The following is a 23,845-nucleotide window of genomic DNA, read 5'->3' as shown; positions in this document are numbered from 1 at the left end:
ATGAACCATGACGACTCACTGAACATCATTCCACCCAGCCTGCCGAAGGGCGGTGGCGCGATTCGAAGTCTTGGGGATGGTTTGGGTGCCGTAGGCGCGAGGGGAACGGCGTCATATGCGTTGCCCTTGCCTATTTCCCCTGGACGCGGCCTTGCGCCGGACCTTGCGTTGAGCTATCGCAGCGATGCGGGCAACAGCGACTTCGGTATGGGCTGGAGCAAGACGGTTAATGCCATCAGTCGGCGCACATCCCAAGGCGTACCTACCTACACCGATGAGGACTTGGTTCTCGGCCCCGACGGCGAAGTGTTGATGCCGGAACGGGATGACCGCGATGGACAACTAGTCCAGAGGACCGAAACCCATTACCGCGGGCTAGACGTCGGCAGTCACCAGGTGACACGTTACTGGCCCCGCATCGAAGGCGCATTTGCCTTGATTGAGCGCTGGACCTCAAACGCCGATCAGACCATGTTCTGGCTGGTGCATACGGCAGACGGCAGCCTTCACATTTACGGTAAGACCGCGGACTCACGGTTGGCTTGTCCTGATGATGAGACAAACGTAGCCGCTTGGTTGATTCATGAAAAAGTTAACCCCGCTGGCGAGCACGTGGCCTATGAATATAAACGTGACACCGACGCGCCAGGCCCCGACCAGCCCCGTGATGGCCGTGCCCAGCGTTACTTGAGCGCGGTGCATTACGGTAATGCCCAGGGACATAGGCACCTTTATGCCTGGAAAGTTGCTGGCTGGGCCAATGTGCAGTGGCACTTTCATCTGGTGTTTGACTACGGGGAGCGGCCCCGTGGGATCGAGGCGGTCCCAGCCTATGCTGGAACAGAACATTGGACTGCACGGACGGATGCCTACTCCGACTACCGCTATGGCTTCGGACTGTGGACGCAACGCTTGTGCCACCAAGTCCTGATGTTTCACAGCTTTGCGGAACTCGGACCTGAGCCGGTCCTGGTACAACGTTTGCTACTCGAGTACCACACTACCGCCCTGGGCTACAGCCACTTGAGCGCAGCCCATTCCCAGGCGTGTGACGGTAATGGCGTGCTTCATAGCCGCCCCCCTATTGAGTTTACTTATCAGGCGTTCTCCCCGGTTGAAGATGTGACGGGGTTCCAACCTTTCGATGCGATGCCCGGCTTGAACGATGGTGATCGCTACCATCTGTTCGATCTGCTGAGCGAAGGAATGGCAGGCATTCTCTATCGCAGCGACAAAAGCTGGTATTACCGCTCGCCCAAACGGGCCGAGGCTCCGACCCATCCCGATGAGGTGGTTTATGACGAGTGGCGTGAGCTCGAACGCATTCCCGTCGCCGATAGCACAAAACCTGTGCGGCAATTCCTGGCGGACATCACGGGTGATGGCACTCCGGATTGGATCATCGCCAAGCCGGGTTGGAGCGGCTTTTTCACCTACCGGCCGGATGGCCGCTGGGATCAGTTCATCTCGCTGAAGGCACTGCCCAATGAGTTCTTTCATCCTCAGGCGCAACTGGCGGACCTGATGGGCGCAGGGCTGCAGGACCTGGCAATGATCGGTCCACACAGCGTGCGCCTTTATGCGAGCGGTCGCGCAGAAGGATATCGAGCCGCCCATGAAGTGGCGCACAGTATCGACGATGACTGCCTGCCGCTATTCAGCCGCGCGAATGACCGACTGGTGGCGTTCTGTGACGTGCTGGGTTCCGGCCAGCAGCATCTTGTTGAAGTGCGCCATGATCAGCTCAAATGCTGGCCTAACCTGGGGCGTGGGCGTTTCGGCAAGGGTTTTGTGTGGTGCAAGTTACCCTTCACCTACGATGAGTTCGACGCGTCACAGGTGCTGCTCGCCGATTTCGACGGCTCTGGTGCTGTCGACCTGGTGTTATTGCGGCCGAACTGTGCGCTGATCTATATGAACCGTGGTGGCAACGGTTTTGATGAAGTCCCCCTGTGCCTGCCTTGGCCACCCGGTGTGAACTATGACCGATTTTGCCAAGTCAGCGCCGCGGACCTGCAAGGGCAGGGGTATTCGAGCCTGGTGCTGACCGTGCCCCATATGAGCCCTCGGCACTGGCGCTATGACCTGGTTCACGCCAAGCCGTACCTGTTGTGTGGCACCAACAATAACCTCGGTGCTGCCGCAACTGTCGTGTACCGCAGTTCGGCCCAGGAGTGGTTGGATGAAAAACAATACCTCCAGGCCCGCGAACAACCAGCGGTGTGCCACCTGCCATTTGCGCTGCCCTTGGTCAGCGTCCAAATACAGCATGATGAAATCACCGGCAACCAATTGACCCAGCGGTTCAGCTATCGAAAGGCCTTCTACGAAGGCGTCGAGCGTGAGTTTCATGGGTTCGCCTTGCAGCTGTCGAGCGACTGCGAAGAGCAGGCAAATGGGCAGCGCGAGGAGGGTTACAGCGCGCCGGTGTTGCGCAAAACCTGGTATCACGTCGGTGACACCGTGGACCCACCCACCCAGGACTACTTCGACGGGGATAGTGACGCTATCGATTTGAAGGGTACGCTCTACAGCTATTATCACGAGGCGGACGACTGCGATCAGTTGGTCGTCCCCGATGCCAAGGAACAGGAACAAATGTGCAATGCACTGGTTGGGCAGGTGCTGCGCAGTGAACTCTTTGACTTTGGTGACGAGGACGGCACGCCGTATTCCGTCGAGCAGCATCGCTACCTGCTGCGCAGGCTGCAGCGTCCCACCGGTGGAAAACATGCCCCCTATCATGTGCTGCACGTATTACCGGTTGAAATCATCACCTATCGCTACGAGCGCAAAAGCGCCGACCCTGTGTGTCAGAAGACCTTGAATTTGCACTGGGATGCTGTCGGCAACCCGACCGACAGCGTTACCGTCGAATACGCCCGGCGTCTCACTGCTCGGAGTGATCCGGCGTGCCAATTGGACCCTCACACGCTTGCGCCGCAAAAACGCTGGTGGTGCGACACCCATGATGATGCACAGCAGCGTTACTACCTGACGCAGACCCTTGCGCGATTCATCAACCTGACCGAGCCCGACGCCTGGCGCTTGGGCCTGCCGTATTTGCAACGCACCGATGCGATGGTGCTGGTCAAGGGCGCTGGCCCCAAAGGCCTGATGCCGCAAGACATTACCTACGAATACTTTACGTCCGCCAGCGCCGACAACCCGCTCAATGACAGCATCCAGCGCCAGCTGGTCGGGCAATCGCTGCAGCGTTATCGCAAGCTTCCCGGTAACACGCCATGGCCCGACGGCCAGGCCGGTTTCGAGGCTTTGCCGGACTATGTGGAGAGGGCTGAGCTCGATAAACCCGCGCTCCAGGCGTATGACCTGCTCAAGAATGAACACGGCGATATGCCGTTTGACCTGGCGGCACGCCTGACCGAGATCGGCTACCGCCGCATGCCCTGGCTGCTCGGCCCGCAATTGGAACCGGAGCCGCTTTGGTCGATCAGGCGGGGCTTCTACACCTATGCCCCATTGTCCGACTTTCATCAGGTCTTGACGGTGCAGCAGACCCAGGCCCACGGCGTGACGTTACTGGGCTATGACCCTCACCGATGCCTGAACACGTCGGTGACCTTGCCTGATGGCTGTAAGACTCAGGTCGAGAAAATTGATTACCGCTTGATGCAACCTGCCCGCATCCTCGACCCCAATCAAAATAGCCAGGAAGTCCTACATGGCGCTTTCGGACAGGTGCTGGCTACCAGCTTTTACGGTGTGGAGCGCGGTGAGGCCGTGGGATTCGACCCCGTTGACAATTATCAACGGCCACAGGACGACAGCCCCGCCCACGCGATCGAGGCGCCGGAGCAAGCACTGCAAGGTGCCGCCACCGCTTATTTCGAAAACCCGTTCAGTTGGATGGGCCGCATACCCGAAGTTGACCGGTCGGACTTGGCCTGGCTTGACGAGTGCGTTAAGCAAGGCGACCTGTTGCCCAGTGGCCACATACGCGCTGGCGCGCATGCGCTTTTACCGACGCAAGACTTGACGCCTGCACGCCAGCGCCTGCGTGCGCTCCTGGTGAACGTGCAGCGCGAACCGGTGCATGGTGTGCTCCTCATGGCGGATAATGATCCGACTGCCCCTGACCGGCAGATTCGCATGACGATCCGCTGTTGGGATGGATTCGGCCGTCCATTGCAAACCAAGCATAAGGTGGACGATGGCTATGCGTACCAGGTGCAGTCGGACGGCACCCTGGCGCTGGACTCCGAGGGCAAGCCGATTACGCTGCAGGATGTGCCGCGCTGGCGCGTCAGCGAGCGGGTCGAGTACAACAACAAGGGGCTTGCGGTGAGGGTGTATCGGCCGTACTTTGCCCCGGATTGGCATTGCATCAACGACGCCAGCTTCAGCCAGCACGGCTACTACGATACACAGCTCTACGACCCGTTGGGGCGGCGGACGAATACTATTCTTGCCAAGGAAGGCCATCTGCGGCGTCAGACTTTCCGTTGCTGGTACACCATCAGTGAGGATGAAAACGACACGTATGAAGAAACCCGAGCAGCCAGGGCGTACGCGGATGTCACGCCATTATTCAATCCCCAGGTGCACACGCATACGCCTGACCTGACGGCGATTGAACCGCGCGGCCTGGCCTGCCGCGCAGTTGCCTATTGCCGCAGCGATCCGCAGGGGGCGGCAGACCTGAGAGTCACACGCACGCTTTACAACAAGGCAGGCCAGGCAACTGCCCAATGGGACCCCCGCTTGCATTTACTGCATGAAGGCGACCCTACGGTGCCGGCAAACCTGACAACTGTTTACTCCTTGGGCGGCCAGGTGCTGAGTACCCAAAGCGTCGACGCTGGGTGGCGTGTCCACGTGTTTGGTGAAGCCGGGCAAAACGTGTATTCGCAGGATGGGCGGGGTACGCAGCGCGAGGTCGAATTTGATGAGTTGATACGACCGTTGGCAGTGGTTGAGCAAGGCTTGTGCACGGAGCGCTTTACCTATGCGCGTGCAGAGCCAGTCCATGCCGACAGTAACCTATGCGGGCAGGTCATCCGGCAGGATGACACTGCGGGCACTCGCCATTTCAACGAGTACGCGATGGGCGGTACCGTATTGGATCATGTGCAGCATTTCCTGAAGACCCTGGATATGCCGGACTGGCCGAAATCCTTGCACCTGCGCAATGCCTTGTTGGAGCCTGGCGAGGGGTTGCGCACTCAGGTTTACCTCGATGCACTCGGCGGGGTGCTGCAAAAGATCGATGTGGCAGGTAATCACCAGGGCTTCCGCTACACGGTCGACGGCCAATTGCGTGAGGCGTGGCTCAGGCTCAAGGGGGCGTCAGCGCAAACGACTCTGGTGAGCGCCATTGTCTACGATGCGCACGGCAAGATAGAACGCAAAACCCTGGGCAATGGTGTGGTCAGGCAGTTTGATTACTGTCCTCTAGACGGTCGATTACGCCAGCTGTCCAGTTATCGCGGCAGTGGCGCGCTCTTGCAGGACCTTCATTACGAGTATGAACCGGCGGGTAACGTTGTCAGAATTAAGGACACGACGCTGGCGGTGCGGTTTTTTAACAATCAGCGTATCGATCCGATCAGTTGCTACCACCACGACAGCATCGGTCAATTGGTCAGGGCAACTGGCTTTGAAGCGGGCAGTCTTCGCCAAGGGCCGAATCACGTGGCCGACCCCCTCGCAATAGCCAAATACTGTCAGACGTACCGCTATGACAGGGGCGGCAATTTGCTGGAGTTGATCCACCAAGGGCCACAAAGCCATGGGCGGATTTTGAAGGCGGCTCCCTTCAGCAATCGCTGCTTGCCTGAAAGTCAGGGTGTGTCGCTGACCCAAGCTGATTTCGACGACGAGTTTGACCCCAATGGCAACCTACTCAGGCTGGAGGGCCGACCGCTGAATTGGGATCAGCGTAACCAATTGCTCCACGTAGAGCCGGTGGTGCGCGAATCCACCGACAATGACAGTGAGCATTACGTCTACGACTCAGAAGGTAAGCGTCGGCGCAAAGTGCGCATTGCCCATACCAATGCGCGTGCTGTCACCCAGGAAACACGCTATTTACCGGATTTGGAGATCCGTAATGTGCACGGCAATGTGTTGCATGTGATCACTGTGGGTGAAGTGCAGGTGCTGCACTGGGAAACAGCGCGACCCAAGCGAGTGGCAAATGATCAGTACCGCTACAACCTGGATGATCATTTGCGATCATGGGCCGTAGAGCTGGATGGTATGGCGAAGGTCGTCAGTCGCGAAAGTTACCATCCGTTTGGCACTACAGCTCTTTGGGAGCGTGGTGATTCCAGTGAAGAGAGTTATCGTACGCTGGGTTACGTGGGCAAGGAGTGCGATGCGACGGGGCTTTACTACTTCAAGCGACGCTATTACTTACCTTGGCAACAGCGATGGTTGAGCCCGGACCCCGAATTGATGATTGACGGGCCCAACCTCTACCGGATGGTCGGAAACAACCCTGTCAATCTTATTGACGATGATGGCTTGAAAGGGAAAAGAGCCCAGGACGAACAATCTTCGGCTTCGTCCTCGAAGCGACCCAGGTTGGACAACCAGGCAGGGCCTTCGTCCCAGGTGACCAGCGTCCCACCCCGAGTCAGGGCCCGACATCCAGATTCGGAAGGAGAATCGGAAAGTGAGGATCCGGATATTTTCTATCGTGCGCTGCGCAAGGATGAAACCAGGCTTAAACTCAGGGGGCTTCGACCGCCGATCGGGCATGACAAGTTCACCAGTTCGTATGAACATGTTCGAAGAGGCACGAGGGCCCTGCTCAAGTCCAGATGGATCTCAGGCACGCGCTCTCTCAAAGTGGCGGGCATATGGGCTGCCGAGGGAAGCAAGAGGGTCGTGAAGTTTCGCAGGCCGGCTGAGAGCACTACCTTTGATCTGACCACTGAACAGGGGCGCGCGGCGATGCAGCAGGAGCATGCAGATGCACCGGGCTCGAAGCCGATTGGAGGTGAATTAAACAGGGTGATGAATTTTGCTAAAGGCTCGCAGGAGGTATTGATTGACTCCTACGTCGAGCCCGAAGCGATCCTGGAGGTGTATGAAGCCACTCTCATCAGTGAGAAAGAGCGTCTTGAATGGGTAAAGAATAATCCAGGGCCGAGTGCGGAACAAAAAGTTATTCGCACGCGCTCAACTGTGGACTCGCCGCATAAAAGCGTGTTGCTCAAACGGATCAATCCGGCCTGAATCTGATTCACTTGTCCCCGTGGCTCAGTCTGCAAATCGGCCTTGAAGGTGCTCGGCACGAAATTCCAGGGTTTGCGGGCGGTAGCCGGGGCGAAGCGGTGGTGTGGGCAGGCAGTCATCCCATGTCGCCCTGGCCTGCAACTCGCCGGGGCCACGATAGCGGGGGGCGGCGTAGACGTTGTCGGCCAGGTTGACCGAGTCGCCCGGTGCATAGGCGGCGACGCGCCAGCGCAGTTCGGTCAGCGGTACATCGTTGCCGTTGTTGAGGGTCAACTTTAGCGGGCGGTCGGCCGGGCACTCTTGCGGGGCGTAGCTGATGCGCAGTTCCAGGCGCGCCAGTTGCGAGGCTTCGCGGTTGTCCAGCCATACCACCCAGATCGCCACGAAACCCAGGCCCACGGCGGCGGCCAGCGACACCGGCAAGGCTCTGGCCGGGTAGCGCAGTAGCAGGACCAGCCAAGTGATGATCAGTAGAACGCCAAAAAACATGATGACAGTCTCATATGCGGATAAAACATCCTACTCGCGGGCGGGTGTGGATGCCTAACGCAGGATCAGTTTTCCTGTGCGAGGAACCGGCCCACGCATTTTGTCCACAGAGCTATAACAGGGAAGTACGGATTGTCCAGGATGTACTTATCGCAGTCTGATCAAGTGAGATAAACGATGACTATTGCAGCCCTTCTTGCTCCTGAGGTTACCTCTTCCCTAGCGTCGGTGGCGACCGCGCTTATCACATCTTCAAAAGTGGCTGAGCAGTCCCACCCTGCATCGCTCACGCAAACGATTGACGCGGCAGGATCACACCCGTTTTCGCGTAGGCAGGCTCAGAAGCTGACAAACCTGAAGCAAGCCATGCTGCAATCGCGTAACTGTGACATGAGCGCCAAGGGTGTGGGTATTGCCGTGGGCGGCATGGCCGTGCAGGAGGCTGGGCAAAAGTTAGCCGCCAGTGGTGGCCTTCTCTCCAAAGCCTTGGGTCTAGTGATGATTGTGGGAGGCAAGGTTGCCCAAGCGCATGGCGCCGAAAAATTCGATCTTGCAGGACGTCCGACGATCGCCTTCGGGAGCTCGCCCGAGTGGGACTGCCGACGCCGCTGAAACCTACCACCCCAGGTGTTTATTGGCTTCGAGACACGAACCAGTGTGGAGTCTTTTTACAAAAAACCGGGTACGCAGACGCTCTGTAAGCCCTTCAGTAACCCTACTGCCATCTTACGAAGTGAGATCCACCATGGCCATTCCAAACATCCTCGCTCCTGCGCAGATTTCTCCTGTAGTACCTGCATCCGTACCAGCGCCTGTCGTGCTGGGAACAATCGATCAAGCCCCCAGGGAGGAGGTCAGCTCGCGCCTATTCCCTCGTATGCAAAACATGGGGCTTACAAACCTGCGACAAACGGTTCTGCAAGGCGTCAATGACAAACTGAATGCGTACTTCTTTCCACCGCTCTACAACGATAAAAAGGACAAAGCCCAGGGGGCCGCTCTGACCGTTGTCGGGGGAATGGCCAAGGTGCTCGGAAAGACGGTGTCCAACTCCGGGGGATTTGCCTCCAAAGCCGCAGGTGGGGCGCTTATGTGGGGAGGGAAGGCCGCTGAAAAACTTGGCAAGGATCAATTCAAAAACGCGGGGAAAGATCACTCCAGCGGCAATTACAACGCCTTTTCCCCAAGAAATTGGGGCGTCAATTCGATGGGACACAATGGGGGCGTCCGCTGATAGGTGTAGAGAACCCTTGAACGAGAAAAGCCCCCACCCAACCCACTGCGGATAGGGGACGCAATGGGCTGGGCGAGGGCTTCTTGTACGACTGTTTTACTGCGCGATAGTTTTCACCGACACGCCACGTTCTACCGGTGTGGAGCGACCGTAGATATCTTCAAAGCGCTCGATATCGTCTTCACCCAGGTAGCTGCCCGATTGCACTTCGATGATCTCCAACGGGATCTTGCCCGGGTTGCGCAGGCGGTGCACCGAGGCGATCGGGATGTAGGTGGACTGGTTCTCGGTGAGCAGGAACACGTTCTCGTCACAGGTCACTTCGGCCGTACCGCTGACCACGATCCAGTGTTCGGCGCGATGGTGGTGCATCTGCAGCGACAGGCACGCGCCCGGCTTGACCGAGATGTGCTTGACCTGGAAGCGGCCGCCCATGTCCACCGAATCGTAGGAGCCCCACGGACGGTACACTTCACAGTGGTTCTGGGTTTCGCTGCGGCCCTGGTCGTTGAGGGTGTTGACCATCTGCTTCACGCCCTGGACCTTGTCCTTGTGGGCAATCATCATCGCGTCCTTGGTTTCCACCACTACGATGTTGTCCAGGCCGATCACCGACACCAGTTTGCCGTTGCCGTGGATCATGCAGTTGCGGCTGTCCTGGATCACCACGTCGCCTTTGCTGACGTTACCGTGGACGTCTTTGTCGTTGACCGCCCACAGCGAGGCCCAGCAGCCCACGTCGCTCCAACCGGCACTCAACGGCACCACGCAGGCGCGCTGGGTTTTTTCCATCACGGCGTAGTCGATGGAATTGTCCGGGCAGCAGGCGAAGGTGGCTTCGTCGAACGACACGGTATCGGCGGTCTGTTCGCTGCGTTCCAGGGTCAGCAGGCAGGTGTCGTAGATGTCCGGGTCGTGCTTTTTCAGCTCTTCGAGGAAGCGGCTGGCGCGGAACAGGAACATGCCGCTGTTCCAGAAGTAACCGCCGCTTTTGACGAACTCGACGGCGCGTTTTTCATTGGGTTTTTCCACGAACTGCTCGACGCGGCTCACGCCTTCGGGCAGCAGCGAATCGTTGGTGGACTTGATGTAGCCATAACCGGTTTCCGGGCGAGTGGCCGGCACGCCAAACAGCACCATCTCGCCACGCTCGGCAGCCACGGTGGCCAGGGCCAGGGCGCGTTGCAGGGCTTTCTGGTCGTCGATCACGTGGTCGGCGGGCAGCACCAGCATCAGCTCGTCACGGCCTTCGTTGACCAGCATCATCGCGGTGAGGGCCACGGCCGGCGCGGTGTTGCGGCCGAAAGGCTCCATCAGGATGCGTTGGCTTTCCAACTTACGGGCGGCCAGTTGTTCGTTGACGATAAAGCGGTGGTCCTTGTTGCAGACCACGATCGGGGTGTCCATGCCTTCGAACACCAGGCGCTCCAGGGTCTGCTGGAACAGCGTGTGTTCACCGGTCAGGGCCAGGAACTGTTTAGGGAACTGTTTACGGGAAAGCGGCCAAAGACGTGAGCCGCTACCACCGGAAAGGATGACTGGAATCATGGGTGTTTCTCCTTGAATCGATATGGGTCAGAGCTACGAAGGTTTGTCGTTTCACTCTTGTTTTTGTCTCGGTCCGGGTTGGTCTCAACCAACCCGGAAAAATGCTTCAGCGGGTCGACACTGGGCGTTTGACCCAGACTGGCGAGAGGCTCGAACCGGAGCCCGTCACATACAGCACCGCCGCTTCACCGCGTTCCAAGGCAACCGGCTTCACATCGCCGACTTTCTTGTCACCGTCATACAACGCCAGGCTTACTTTCACCGGGTTGATCTCACGCTCGCCACGGCCCTTGGCTGCCACTGACTTGACCACATCCGTCTTGCCATCGGCGGTTTTCAGGGTCAGGGCCTTGTCGCTGAGGTTCTGCACGCGCACCAGGGATTTCTGCTTGTTCTTGAACGGCGGTTCCTCGATCAGTTGTGGCTGGCCGCTGCCGCTGTTGACCAGGGTGTAGTAGTGGTCCGGAGCGAGCTTGACCGGTACGGTCTGGCTGCCGACCTTGGCGCTGTAGTCACCGCCGGGCATGAAGCTGAAATCGCTGCTGGCCAGTGGGGCCACGTCGCTCAGGTTGGTGGCGCCGACGGTAGCGCTGACTTCCTGGTTGCTGGCGTTGTAGATGCGCACGAAGCTCGAGCCTTTTGGCGCGGTAGGGCCGTACAGGGCAGCGTCGCCACCGGCGAAGGCGGACATCGATACGAAGCTCAAACCGGCTGCGATGGCCAGGGTTTTAGCGAGACGACGAGGAGTTGTAGTGAAAGTCATGTGAGTTACCTCTCTTTCAGTTTTGCGCCCGGTCGGGCGTCTCGGATTTAGTGTTGATGGCCATGTTCTGTTGGCGCGAACCGGCTTGTTTAAGCTGCGCAACCCACGCGGGGTCGGCATCACCGATTTCGTTGTTCACGGGCAGATAACGTTCAGGAAACTCCCAGATCAGCACCTGGGGCGGGCTGTTCTTGAAGTCATCGCTTTTCAGGTAGCTGAGCATCGGCAGGATCGGGCCGTGGCCGTCTTCGGCGTAGCTGACCACGTCGCTGCCCAGGGCTTGCTTGAGGGCGCCGACGAAATTCCAGTTGGGGTTGGCGCTGTAGCTGGTGCCCACCAGCGCCACCGGGGTTTCGCTGTCGCTGAACAGCGCGTCGTCACCTTGGGTTTCTGCCAGGTGCGTGACGCGTTTTTGCAGCGGCTCTTGCGGCGGCATCAGGTTTTCGAACAGCGGGTCCAGCGGCAGGAACAGACGCAGGTCGCCTTTGTGCGGTGTGGTGCTCTCGGCCTCGGTGACAAAACGCTGGGGCTCGCCGCTCAGTGGGGTCTTGGCGGCAATGGTCTTGGCCAATTGCTTGGCCGCGATTTCAGCGCCGTCCGGGGTCCAGTGGGTGTCGGTGCGCAGGAACACCTGCTTGCCGCCGAGCTTGGCCTGTTGCAGCGGGCCGAGCAGGTCCGGGGCGATGATCTTGTCGGCGGCGACACGGGCGTGGAAGTCCTGGTACAGGTTGGCGTGGATGCTCGCCGGCTTCACTTCACCCAGGTGTTCCGGGTACAGGCGTACCTTGGCCGGTACGATCGCCATCACCAGTTGGATGCCCTGGGCCTTGAGCTTCTGGCGTACGCCTTCGACCAGCGCGTAGTTACCTTCCAGGTTCTGGTCTTCGTTGACGGCGGGGTTGAACTCCTCGTCGCTGTACAACCAGTGATCGCGACCCAGCACCACGCCGGGACGGCCTTCATTGAACAGCTTGTAGTCCAGCGCCGCCCACAGGTTGGTGCCCAGGCGCTTGATCGGGAACTGGTCGTCGTAGTGGGTCTCGACCGCCTTGGTCCAGCGACCGTTGAGCACGGTGGCGTCGGCATTGGTGCTGAAGCCGAAGAAGCTGCGCAGCGACCAGGCGCCCAGGGCGAGCAACACCACCAGGAACAGGCCGATATAGAGGACGCGTAATGAACGGGTCATGGTCGGCTCCCTCAGAATTGGAAGTAAAGGAACGGCGAGAAACTCTGCGCCGACAGTTTGAGAATCGACGCCACGAACAGCAGCAGCACCGCAGCGCGCATGGCGTAGCGTGGCCAGTCAGCGGTCCAGTAGGCCGGTTGCACAGCGGCATCCTGGCCCACGGTGAAGCCGGGCTCGTGGATGCTGCCGGGGTTGTCGCCCGGCACGGCCTTGATCAGGCTCGGGTCGGCCGGCTTGGTCTTCTCGGCAGGGCGATTGGTGTAGAAATCGCGCAGGCCGAAGAACGCCAGGGTTGCGTAGGCCACCACCAGGGTTGCCACTTGCAGGCCGGTGAGGTTGGCGCGGTTGAGTTCCGACAGCGACCACTCGCCAAAGCTGAACATCGCACCGTACATACGGCCGGCGACGTGCAGGTTTTCGGCGCGGAAGATCACCCAGCCCATCACCACCAGCAGGAAGGTGAAGGCCCAGCGCACGACGTTGAAGCTGCGTGGCGCGGTGTTGAGGCCGATGGCTTTTTCAATCGCCAGCCACATGCCGTGCCACGCGCCCCATACGATGTAGGTGATGTTCGCACCGTGCCACAGGCCACCGAGCAGCATGGTCAGGAACAGGTTGCGGTAGGTGGTCAGCGTGCCTTTACGGTTGCCGCCCAGGGTGATGTACAGGTAGTCACGCAGCCAGGTGGACAGGCTGATGTGCCAGCGCCGCCAGAACTCGGTGATCGACTGGCTGATGTACGGCTGCTTGAAGTTTTCCATGAAGCGGAAGCCCATCATCAAGCCCAGGCCGATGGCCATGTCGCTGTAGCCGGAGAAGTCGAAGTACAGCTGCGCGGTGTAGGCCAGCGCGCCGAGCCAGGCATCGCCGGTGGTGGGGTTCTGCAGGGCGAAGCAGTGGTCGGCGACGACTGCCAGGGTGTCGGCAATGAACACCTTCTTGATGAAGCCCTGCATGAACCGCGTGCAGCCCTCGGAGAATTTGTCGAGGGTGTGGGTGCGGTTGTTGAACTGGTCGGCCAGGTCGCGAAAGCGCAGTACCGGGCCGGCAATCAGGTGCGGGAAGATCGCCACGAACGCCGCAAAGTCGATCAGGTTGCGGGTTGCCGGGGTATCGCCACGGTACACGTCGATGATGTAGCTGATCGACTCGAAGATGTAGAACGAGATACCGATCGGCAGCAGCACGTGGGTCAGGATGAACGGCTCAAGGCCCGCCGACTTCATCATCACGTTGATGCTGTCGACGCCGAAGTTGGCGTACTTGAAGTAGCCGAGGATGCACAGGTCGACCGCCACGCCGAGCAGCAGCCAGCGCTGGGCCGGCTTGGTGCGCACACCGGCGGCACCGACTTTCAGGCCGATCCAGTAGTTCCACAGCGTCACGGCGGCGAACAGCGCCAGGAAGTCCACTCGCCACCAGGCGTAGAACACGTAGCTGGCAATCAGCAGCAGCAGGTTGCGATAGCGTTGCCCGCTCAAGTAGTACAAGCCGAGAAAGATCGGCAAGAACAGAAACAGGAACACATTGGACGAGAAAACCATCCCGATCTCTCCATGTTTAACCAACAGTCAAGGGCCAGAGCCCCCCCAAACCCCCCCACGAAAAATCGGGGGCGGGCCGTACAACATTCCAACTGACGAAACCGACTCGAACTGTGGGAGGGGGCAAGCCCCCTCCCACATGTTTTACCGCGTTTCGTCAGGAACCTTTGTTGCCTTTCTCATGCGTCGGGTCATAGACCTTGGTCAGGTCGCCCCCGAGGCGGAAGGTCTTGAACGGCTGCATCCCATGCTTGCGCTCGAGCACATCCGGCGCGCAGGTGTAGAGGGTGCAGAAGGGTTCGAGCCAGGCGAATTTCATGTCCTGCTTCAAGTCCTTCATGTCCTGCTCCTTGCCGTTCTTCTGTTCGAAGATCTCGGGATCCTTGACCCCGGCGAGCACTTTGTCGCCCAGGCGCTTGAGCGCGCCGTTGTTTTCCTGGCGCAGGTCCACGCCATTTACCAGGGCAAAGCTGGCGATCATCGACAGCGGCGGCAGAGCGTAGTTGTGGTACGACAGGGCGCGTTGCTGACGCTTCAATTCGTTCGGCAGGAAGCCCTGGTCGTCGACCTGGTTCACGCCGACCTTGTATTCCTTCACCGCCCAATCAAACAGATCGCGACGGTTGGTGGCGACGGACGTTGCCATCACCGACCAGGCGGCCCAGTAGGAGTGGTTGTTGGTTTTTTCCAGGGGCAGGTTGTCCCAGTCGCTGACCACTTGATCGGCGAGCTTGTTGAACCAGGCTTCGATCAGTTGCGATTCCTGCTGGTGATTGGCCAACGGGTGCGAGTCGGAGAACTTCAGGCGCACATAGGCCGAGGCCATGCTGCCCAGCGCCCACTTGCGCATGGACTTGCCGGTGTGGTTGAAGTCCTTGGACATCAATGCATCGGCCTTGGCCCACGACACCAGCCAGTTCAGGGTGCATTCGAGCTGCTCGGGGCGGCCGTCACGCATGAACTGCATCACGCGTTTGCTGGTGTCTTTTTCCAGCTTGGTGATGTCGGCGGTGCTGTCGCGGAAGGCTTTTTCCGACTGCACGTTCAGGGTTGAACGCGCCTTGTCCGAGCCTTCGTACTTGCTGCGAAACTGCAGCGGCCCGGTGTAGGGCGCCGGCATGGTGTCGCAGTTTTCCTTGAAGTCGCCGGTCTTGAACGCTTCAATCGGTGCGAAATAGCCTTGTGGCGGACGCAGCGGTGCGGCGGCGTTGACGGAGCCTGCGAACATCGCCAGGCCCAGCAGCGTAGGGATCAGTAACTTCTGCATAGGTAACCTCATTTCCCAGTTGAAGCGGTCTGTTGACCACCGGCCGGGAATACGTTGCGTGTGCAAATTTTCGCTTCGACCTTCTGCGCAGCAGCGCCCGCTTCGGGACCCTGCACTTCCACGGCCAGCAGGTTCTGCGAGGCCCAGTCTTCATCGGTGCGCAGTTCAAAGGCGAAACGCCCGTCTGTATCGGATGTCTCGGGTTTCTCGATCTTGATGTCCTCGTGGCGCCCGTTCATGTACCAGAGGGTGGCTTGCAGGGTTTTCACCGACGGATCGGCGAAGCGGATATCGACCTGGTGATTGGCATTACGCAGGTCTTTGTTCGAACTGTTCACCAGCAATTCGTTCTTGCCGGGTTTCAAGGTGGTGCTCGCGGTCATCTGCGCGGTCTTGCCTTCGCAGCCGTTGTCGAGCAGGGCCATCATCTGGCGGTAGATGGTCTCCTGGTCCAGGCGATACAGCGGCGAGAACTCCCAGATGAGGATTTTCGGCGGGGTCTTCTGGAATTCATCGCTGCCCAGGTACTGGATCATCGACCCTTCCAGACCGCCGCCGGGGAAGGCGACGTTGAGGATGTCGGCACCGATTTCCTGTTCCAGGAAGCCGGCGAAGTTGTAGTTCTTGCCGCTGTGGCTGGTGCCCACCAGGGTGATCTGCGGATTGCCCGAATCGCCGAACAGGTCGCCGTCGCCCGCTTCGCCCTTGGGCTCGGTGGTGAACTGGTCCATGTACTGGATCGCGTAGCTGGTGCCGCACAGTTGCCCGGCCATGTTGTGCAGGGTGCCGGTCTTGCCCATGCGCCCGGAGCGCTTGGTTTCGAATTCACGCTTGGGAATATCCGCGAACTCGGGCATCGCACGCACTTTGGCACCGACGATTTTTGCGGTGCGCTGGGCGCCGTACGGGGTCCAGTGCTGGTCGCCACGGAAGTAGAAATCGTGGGCCGGCAGCTCTTCCGGCAGTTGCTCGTTGGCCAGCGGCGACAGGTCCGGCACCACGTAGCCCATCTTGGCGAAACGGCCGAGCATGGTCTTGTAGTTGCCCAGGGCCTTGTCGAAGTCGAACTTGGCTTTCTCTTCCGGGTTGAGCTTGTTGCGGTTCACCAGCCCACGGGTCGGCTGGTAGACCACCACCAGTTCCACGCCCTTGGCCTTGAACGCGTCGTGCAGCTGTTGCATGCGCTTGTAGCCGGACGGGGTGGTGTCGAATTCGGTACGCAGGTCTTCCTGGGTGCGGAACAACCAGTCGCCCTGGGCTTGCACCAGGGTGGTGAAGTTCTGCTGATAGCGCGTGGTGTAGTTGCGCGCATCATGGGCGGCCGGGCACAGGCTGCAGCATGGCTCGGCGGTGAAGGTCGGCGCCTTGACGTCGTCGGCGCGTACGCCCTGGCTGGCCGCGAGCAGGCCGAGGGTCAGACCCGAGAGGCTCAGCAGTTTGATCATGTGTGGGTGCATAAGGGTCATCCTCAGTCCTGCATTTCGGTCTGGCGTTCGACAGGGTCAATCAGCACGGCTTTCTGCTGGCGCACCAGCAGGTCGAGAATCTCTTCCTGGCGATCGCCAAGCACGCCGGAGAAGCTGATGCCGCTGGATTTGGTCGGTGCCAGCATCGATACGCGGTACAGCTCGATACTCAACGGCGAGTCGATGGACAGCGGCCCGCTGCCGTTACCCGCCAGTTCACCGCCCACCACGATCAGCGAGACCTTGGCGTCGAACGGGTCGAGGGCGATGTCGCGGTCGGTGTCGGTCAAATCCTTGATGTGGCCGTACACACCGGTCAGGCCGTTGGCCATCGCGGTGTTTTCGTAGAGCTTGATGTTCACACTGTTGCGCACGCGGATGCCGTGGCGGCGGTTGCTGATCACCTTGTTGCCCCACAGCAGGTTGTCGCCGCTCTCATAGAGGGTGATGCCGTCGGTGTGGTTGCGGTAGATCTCGTTGTCGGCGATCAGGTTGTTCACGCTGTTACGGTCGATCACCAGGCCCGAGAGCTTGTTGTCGTAGCTGCGGTTGTTGAAGATGAAGCTGTCGTTCACTTCACGGGAAATGATGATGCCGTGCTTCTTCTTGGTGCCGTAGACGGTGTTGTCCGCGATGATCAGGCCGTGGGAACGGTCGTGGGGGTCAATGCCGTAGACGATGTTGTCTTTGTAGGTATTACCCTTGATCACGAAGCCCGTGGTCTCGTAGCAGTAGAAGCCGTACCACATGTCCGAGAACTCGGAATCGATGATCCAGCCGGTCGGCTCCGGACGCTTGAGCACCTTTGCCATGTTCGGCGTGTACTGGGAAATACTCACCCCGTACGACTTACTGTTGGCGTAGCCGAAACTGGCCATCTTGGTGTTGGAAATGTAGGTTTCGGTACCGCCCCAGGCCAGCAGGAAGGGGCGGAATTCCTTGGGCGACTTGAACAGCGCCGGGCCGTTGGCCTTTTCGCTCCAGCCGGTGACCTTGGTGTCATGCACAAACAGCTGGCCGTCGTTGATCAGGAACGAACCGCCTTCCTGGGACAGGCGCAGCTCCTGGGTCTTCTTGTCGATTTCCAGGATGCCCTTGCGCCCGACCACGATCGGCAACTTGGCCAGGAACACACCCGGCGAGGTCTCGCTCAGGTACTGCTTGGGCACCTTGCCCAGCAGGTCCTTGAGGTTCATGTAGCCGTCGTCGACAAAGATCGCCTGGGGAATACCGTGCTGGCGCACCACCCATTCGGCCATCTTGTTGTCACCGCCGATGAAGTCCTTGAGCGCGTCTTCCTGCATCATGCGGCGGATGCTGATCTTGCCCGGCTTGGTTCTTACGATCTTTTTTTCCATCGCCGCGGCGGTGTAGCCCGACAGGTCCGGCAGGGCCGGCTTGGCCATTTCCAGCGGCGCGGTAGGCGGGCTGGAGATGGTGTAGGTCTTGGCCTGCTGCAGTTCCTTGGCGATGGTCGGCGCCTTGGCCGCCGTATCGGCAAACGCTGTGGCGCTGGCCAACAGCATTGCCGCGACGAGTAGGCTTTGAGCATTCATTGGGCGGGCTCCCATCAGAATTTCCAGATCACGTCGACAAACGCGCGATGCATGTACGAGTCGACGTTGCTGCCATAGGCATCGCCCGGTTTGAACACGCCGGCACGCAAACGCACCAGCGCCGATGGCTCATCGATCGACTGGCTGAGCGCAGCCGGCAACAGGCCGGTCTTGAAGTACTTGGTGACCACCAGGTCCATCTCCTGGCCCAGGTCTTTCTTGCCATCTTCAAGGGGCAGGGAAGTACTGGACAGGATCGCGCCGGTGACGTCGTCGGTGTTGTTCTGCACCGCATCGATACCGTTGCTGCCCACCGGCTTGTTGCCGTCGACACGCCAGAACTTGTGGTACACCAGGCTGGCGTCGTAGTCCTCGCGCAGCTGCCAGGAACCGAACAGACTCATGGCCTGCATGTTGTTCATTTCGCCACGGAAGGCTTCACCGAAGCGGTGCACGCGGGACTGGGTGCCGGTCCAGTTCGAACGGTTGCTTTGCAGGCCGTTCTGCTCGTACTCGGCGCTGGCGCGGGAGTAGGCCGCGCCCACTTGCCACTGCGGGTCAAGGCGCAGGCGCACACCGAGGTCGGTGGCCCAGCCGCTCACGTCGTCGCTGCGCTTGGCGTTGGTCGGGCGGGTGCCGTCGGCATTCAGGGCATTGACCGAGTCACGGTCGCCGCGCATACCGGTGATGCTGGCCCAGTAGTTGACGGTGTTGGTATTGCGCCAGTTATAGGCGTCGCTGTTGGCTTCGATGCCGAGCCAGGTCAGGTCGCCGTTTTCGCGCTTGTCCAACGAGTCGGTGGGCACGCCCGGTTCCGGGTAGTCCAGCTTGCCGTTGTCATGGGTGTGGTGACCGCGCAGGCCGATCCACTGACCGGGCGTCCACTGGTAGGCGGCGTCGGCGTAGAGGTGCTGACGGTCCTTGTCCTTGGGCGACAGTTCCTTGAGGTCGGTGCGGTATTCGCTGAAACGTTCGGCGACGCCGACATTGGCCTTGAGCAGGGTCGTGTCGAAAGTCCAGTTCAGCGCTTCGATGTTGGTGTCGCGCCATTGGCCGTCGTCATTGCGCAGGCGTTGGCGACCCAGCTTGAGGATCTCGCCAGGGTAGGGCGTGAAGCCGCTGTAGCCGACCCAGAACTCGCGCATGGCCAGGTAGTTTTTCTTGGCCTTGCGGTCGTTGTTGGTGGTTTGCTGGTTCGCGTCATCGGCCGACTGTTGCAGCGTGTCGGTCTCGATGATGTCGCTGGACGCCACCGCCTGGCCCATGGCATAGGCGCTCCACGCGCCGCTTTCGCCGTAGATCCACGGGCGCAGGTCGAGGCCGACGCCGTTGACGTCGCCGCCTTTCTGCGTGCCGAGGTCGCGGTCATCTTCGGACTGTGCGGTGGCTTTGACTTCCAGGCCGAAGTTCTTGGCTTCGGTCAGCGCGGCCAGGGTCGGGCACGACCACAGCAGGGCGAAGGTCAGGCCGATGCCGGCCTTGACGAATGGGTTGAGCTTCATAGGGATTCCTCGCCGTCGTCTTCTTCATCCAGGGCGTGCAGTTGCAACGTGCTCTGGGCCAGGGTGCCGCGGGCGGCCAGTTCCTGTTGCACCAGGCGTTGGCCCTGGGCGCGTTGTTCAGGCGTCAAAGGCGCTTCAAGCTGGGCGGCCAGGTCATTGGCTTCCGGGGTGTCCTGGGCTTTGGCCAACTGGCTGAAGACATAGGCGTTCAATGGGTCGGGCTTGGTGCCCTTGCCTTGGGAAAACAACTGGGCGATGGCGAAGTCGGCGCTGTTCTGGCCGTTGCGCGCAGCGGTCAGCAAGTGGTCGAGGGCTTTTTGCGGGTAGACCTTGCCCAGGTAGCCACGGCGATAGATCTGGCCGAGGTAGTAATCGGCGGCCACTTCCTTGCCCACGGCTTTTTCGAAGTGCGCTTCGGCTGCCTTGGCATCCGCCGGCACCCACTTGCCTTCGTAGTAGAGCTTGCCCAGCAACAGTTCGGCGCGCGGCTGGTCGGCGGCGCGGCCGTTGTCCAGGTACTTCATCATCTGGTCGACGTCACCGAGTTCCGGGAAGTCATAGAGCAGTTGCGCCAGGCTGACCCAGGAAGCCGGGTAGCCGGGGGCGATTTTTTCCAGCAGGGCCTGGGCGGTTTTTTCGTCCGGCTGGCCGAGGGTGGCGTCACCCAGCACACGCGCCACGCTGTCGACACGCTGTGCGGTAACGGTGCCACGGCTGTAACCGGCTTCCATTTGCTTGAGCAGTTCGGCCTGTTTTTCCGGCTCGGCTTTTTTCTGGTAGACCGTGGCCAGTTCGACGTAGCAAATGTCGGTGGTGTTCAGCGCGGCTTTGCAGATGCGCTCCACGTCATCCAAGTGCTGGTCGTAGGTGTCCTGGGTGCGATACAGCAGCACCTGGGCCAGGCCGGCTTCCGGGTAACCGGCGGCCTGCCATTGGCTGATCTGCCGCTGGGCATTCACGTTCGGGAAGCTGTGCGGGTATTGCAGGTACAGCATCGCCAGCGGAATCAGGGTGTTGCCTTCGCCATTGGCAAAGGCTTTTTTCAGCAGGCCTTCGGCTTCATGGTGTTCGGCTTCGGTGCTGCCGGGCTTGGCCACCAGCAGGCGACCCAGGCGCGCCTGGGCGCGGGGCGAGGTGTCCGCTGCCGCACGGTAGGTGGCCTCGGCCTGTTTGATTTGCGCCGGATCGCGAGTGCCTACCTGGATGTCAGCCAGGCCCACCTGGGCCTCGCTGTAGCCCAGGTCTGCCAGTTGCTGGTAATTCTGCTGCGCGGCGACGGTGTCGCCACGCTTGAGCGCTTCATTGGCCAGGCGTTGGTCGGGCAGGCCGGCGCAACCGGCGAGGGCGATGGCCAGCGCCAGGGGCACCGGCAGGTTTCGAAGGGCGCTCATGATTAAAGACCCGCAGCCATGGCTTTATCGATCAGCCAGTTCAGCGATGGGCCACGGTCGCTGGTGACTTCCACCGGGCGACCGGCGTAGGTGCTGTCCAGCGGTGCGTCCGGCTTGATCTGCACGCGGATGTCGGAGGACAGGTCGGCGCTGTTCAGGCTGGTGCTGCTGACGATGGTGCCGGTGCGGATCTGCTCCTCGTCGGCCACCTGGAAGCTCACCGGGGTACCTGGGCGCACATCGGCGAACTGGCGATAGGTGAAGCGTGCTTCCACGTTGGCCTGGCTGCCGCGTGGGACCAGTTGGAAGATCACGTCGCCCTTGCTGGCGTACTGACCGTCAGCCACCAGTTGCTGCGCCACCACGCAATCGCACGGCGAAGTCAGGGTGCCGGTCATTTGCTTGCCGAACAGCTCTTCAACCTTGGCCGGTTGCAGTTGGTCTTCGTCCAGGTGGCCCTTGAGCACGTCGAGCATGCTGGTGCTGAAGGTCGCCAGTGGCGCGCCTTTGGCGGCGACCGCATCACCCTTGAGCAGGCTCTGCACGGTGCCGTCGCGTGGCATGGTCACGTTCATGCCGGGCACGCTCACCAGGCCGGCCTGGGCATGGCTGACGAAGTACATGCCGTACACCGACTTGAAGACGAAACCGAAAGCCGCCAGGCCGACGATGAAGATACCCGCGCTGAACACCACGGCGCGCAGGCGGCCGGCGGCGCTCATGTTGCTGCCGCTGTCCTTGACCTTGCGTGCCTTGGTGAAGTTGTCACGTTGCAGGGTCGCCAGCACGTCGCCCATGGTCACGATGTCACCGGACAGGTGCGAGGTGATCAGATGGCGCAGGGTGGAAATATCCTGGGCGTCGAGGTTCTGGAACTGGCAACCGGTGCGGCCGGTCTGGCGGTCGTAGGAGCGGATCTGCAGTTCCACGTCCATGGCCAGGCCGAGGTTATCGATGACGAATTGCAGGCGGCCCTTGTGCACTTCGCCGACGGTCAACGGCTGGGTGGCGGTGAACGCCAGGCCGCCGGCGGACAGGTCGATCACCCGTGCTTCGGTCTGGGTGCGGTCGGTGTTGAAGAAGCGCAGCTTGGCCGGGATTTTTACGCGGGCATGTTGGCGCTGGGCTTCGGATTCGTGGACAACATTGGCATTTACTTGGCTGTTCATCAGGGCAATTTCCTAGAGTTAATTCAGGCTTGGCAGGGTCAGACCATCATCAGCAACACGGCAACGAAGATGCTGCCGGCGGAGAAGGTCATGGTCCGAGACGACCAGGTGTTGAACCAACGTTGAAAGCTGGCCAAATCGCGGGTCAGTTTGGTGTCCTGGCGGGTCCAGGACTGTTGATCGAGGCGGAAGAACACGTAGATCTTCACCAGCGCGCCCATGATCTGGTTGTAATAGAGAATCACCGGGTACGCAGGGCCGATCTTGTGGCCGGAGCACGACAGCAGCAGGGTGAGAATCAGGCGAGTGATGCCGATCCACAGCAGGTACGCGAGGATGAAGGCGCCGCCGTATTTGAAGGTGGCGATGATCGCCACGGTCAGGCCGAGCAGGGACGTCCACATCGACACGCGCTGGTCGAACAGCACGATGCTGGTGAACAGGCCCAGCCGACGCACACCCAGGCCCAGGGCACGGGAATTCTGGCGCAGGTTATTGCCGTACCAGCGGAACATCAGCTTGCGGCTGGCCTTGATGAAGCTCTTCTCCGGCGGGTGTTCCACGGTGTTGATCGCGGCATCCGGCACGTAGAAGGTGTCGTAGCCCAGGCGCATCAGGCTGAACCAGCTGGACTTGTCGTCGCCGGTGAGGAACTTGAAGCGGCCCAGGCGCCAGTGTTGCAGCGAGTCGCTTTCCACGTCGGCGATAAAGCCCGGGTCGGTGACCACGCTGGCACGGAACACTGACATGCGGCCGGTCATGGTCAGCACGCGCTTGGACAGGGCCATGGAGCACATGTTGATGTGACGCTGGGCGAAACGCAGCTTGTGCCACTCGCTCATGATGTAGCCGCCGCGCACTTCGCAGAACTCGTTGGTGGTCAGGCCGCCGACGTTGCCGAACAGTTGGAACCACGGCACGGTCTTGCGAACCACGCCTTCGGCGAGCACGGTGTCGCCATCGATCACGGCAACCACGGCACGGTCGTCCGGCAGGTGGCGGGAGATGGCGCGGAAACCGAAAGCCAGGCCGTCGCGTTTGCCGGTGCCGGCGATGCGCACGAAGTCGAGCTTCACGTGCTCCGGTGGATTCATGCGTTCCCACAGGCTCTTCACCAGCAGCTCATCGGACATTTCCACCAGCGAGCAGACCACGGTGGTGGGAAAGCCACATTCGATGGCTTCACGGATCACCGAGCTGTAGACCTGCGCGGTGGTCAGCGCGTCGATACGGAAACTGGTGACCATCAGGAACACATGGGACGGGTCGGCGGCCTTGCCCAGCTTGCGCACTTTGCGGCGCAGGTGCGGGTAGACCACGTACAGGAACAGCATGCCGCGAAAGAAATGCGTAGCACCCATCGAGTAGCGCCAGATGCCGACGGCGCCAATCAGGAAAATAAAATTCTTCGACTCGGAGTCGAACGTACTCGCCGGCAAGAGCAGGGCGAGTCCCATCAGCAGGCTCAAAAAGAACAGCCAGCCGGCGGATTGGAGCAGTACGTGTTTTAACTTGGACATAAGC

Annotated in this window: 15 protein-coding genes; 3 read left to right on the top strand and 12 right to left on the bottom strand. The window is 60.4% G+C overall.

Features of this window, described 5'->3' with window-relative positions; genetic code table 11:
- Entirely contained in the window at positions 1–7,206 is a 7,206-nt protein-coding gene (locus BMX59_RS30995) for a SpvB/TcaC N-terminal domain-containing protein (RefSeq protein WP_093119723.1), read from the top strand.
- A gap of 24 nt (positions 7,207–7,230) precedes the next feature.
- On the opposite strand, the gene BMX59_RS02360 is transcribed toward BMX59_RS30995, so the two are convergent.
- Positions 7,231–7,695 carry a multidrug transporter gene (locus tag BMX59_RS02360; RefSeq protein WP_092240831.1) on the bottom strand — a complete coding sequence of 155 codons (465 nt, stop codon included), beginning with the start codon at positions 7,693–7,695 and terminating at the stop codon, positions 7,231–7,233.
- A gap of 177 nt (positions 7,696–7,872) precedes the next feature.
- On the opposite strand from BMX59_RS02360, the gene BMX59_RS02355 reads away from it, so the two are divergent.
- Positions 7,873–8,307, top strand: a complete 435-nt coding sequence (locus BMX59_RS02355; protein ID WP_093119719.1) for a hypothetical protein — start codon at positions 7,873–7,875, stop codon at positions 8,305–8,307.
- Positions 8,308–8,440: 133 nt separating this feature from the next.
- Positions 8,441–8,929 (top strand): hypothetical protein, encoded by a 489-nt coding sequence (locus tag BMX59_RS02350; protein ID WP_139212842.1) that lies wholly within the window; start codon positions 8,441–8,443, stop codon positions 8,927–8,929.
- Positions 8,930–9,025: 96 nt separating this feature from the next.
- Here BMX59_RS02350 and BMX59_RS02345 read toward each other — a convergent pair whose 3' ends face one another.
- From BMX59_RS02345 to alg8, 11 genes are all read right to left on the bottom strand, one after another.
- Positions 9,026–10,477, bottom strand: a complete 1,452-nt coding sequence (locus tag BMX59_RS02345) for a mannose-1-phosphate guanylyltransferase/mannose-6-phosphate isomerase (protein WP_071488563.1) — start codon at positions 10,475–10,477, stop codon at positions 9,026–9,028.
- 106 nt (positions 10,478–10,583) lie between these two features.
- Positions 10,584–11,240 carry an alginate O-acetyltransferase AlgF gene (locus BMX59_RS02340; RefSeq protein WP_058422926.1) on the bottom strand — a complete coding sequence of 219 codons (657 nt, stop codon included), beginning with the start codon at positions 11,238–11,240 and terminating at the stop codon, positions 10,584–10,586.
- 16 nt (positions 11,241–11,256) lie between these two features.
- Positions 11,257–12,426, bottom strand: a complete 1,170-nt coding sequence (locus BMX59_RS02335; RefSeq protein WP_092240839.1) for an alginate O-acetyltransferase — start codon at positions 12,424–12,426, stop codon at positions 11,257–11,259.
- Positions 12,427–12,437: 11 nt separating this feature from the next.
- Positions 12,438–13,970, bottom strand: coding sequence for an MBOAT family O-acyltransferase (locus tag BMX59_RS02330; protein ID WP_034118206.1), 1,533 nt, complete (start codon positions 13,968–13,970; stop codon positions 12,438–12,440).
- A 157-nt stretch (positions 13,971–14,127) separates the two neighbouring features.
- Positions 14,128–15,237: a mannuronate-specific alginate lyase gene (locus BMX59_RS02325; RefSeq protein WP_092240845.1), complete on the bottom strand. Its 1,110-nt coding sequence runs from the start codon at positions 15,235–15,237 to the stop codon at positions 14,128–14,130.
- An 8-nt stretch (positions 15,238–15,245) separates the two neighbouring features.
- Positions 15,246–16,694: an alginate O-acetyltransferase gene (locus tag BMX59_RS02320; protein ID WP_093120078.1), complete on the bottom strand. Its 1,449-nt coding sequence runs from the start codon at positions 16,692–16,694 to the stop codon at positions 15,246–15,248.
- A gap of 11 nt (positions 16,695–16,705) precedes the next feature.
- Positions 16,706–18,274, bottom strand: a complete 1,569-nt coding sequence (algG, locus tag BMX59_RS02315; protein ID WP_071488566.1) for a mannuronan 5-epimerase AlgG — start codon at positions 18,272–18,274, stop codon at positions 16,706–16,708.
- Positions 18,274–19,761 (bottom strand): alginate export family protein, encoded by a 1,488-nt coding sequence (locus BMX59_RS02310; protein ID WP_093119710.1) that lies wholly within the window; start codon positions 19,759–19,761, stop codon positions 18,274–18,276. The genes algG and BMX59_RS02310 overlap by 1 nt, the downstream gene beginning before the upstream one ends.
- Positions 19,758–21,152 (bottom strand): alginate biosynthesis TPR repeat lipoprotein AlgK, encoded by a 1,395-nt coding sequence (algK, locus tag BMX59_RS02305; protein WP_093119707.1) that lies wholly within the window; start codon positions 21,150–21,152, stop codon positions 19,758–19,760. The genes BMX59_RS02310 and algK overlap by 4 nt, the downstream gene beginning before the upstream one ends.
- Positions 21,153–21,154: 2 nt before the next feature.
- On the bottom strand, positions 21,155–22,321 hold the full coding sequence (locus BMX59_RS02300) for an alginate biosynthesis protein Alg44 (RefSeq protein WP_071488569.1): 1,167 nt from the start codon (positions 22,319–22,321) through the stop codon (positions 21,155–21,157).
- A gap of 38 nt (positions 22,322–22,359) precedes the next feature.
- Positions 22,360–23,841 (bottom strand): mannuronan synthase, encoded by a 1,482-nt coding sequence (gene alg8, locus BMX59_RS02290; protein WP_162276396.1) that lies wholly within the window; start codon positions 23,839–23,841, stop codon positions 22,360–22,362.
- Positions 23,842–23,845 lie beyond the last annotated feature (4 nt).

Source organism: Pseudomonas sp. NFR09, from assembly GCF_900111535.1.
Taxonomy (GTDB): Bacteria; Pseudomonadota; Gammaproteobacteria; order Pseudomonadales; family Pseudomonadaceae; genus Aquipseudomonas; species Aquipseudomonas extremorientalis.
The sequence above is the reverse complement of the archived record's forward strand: the minus strand, read 5'-3'. Positions and strand labels throughout refer to the sequence as shown.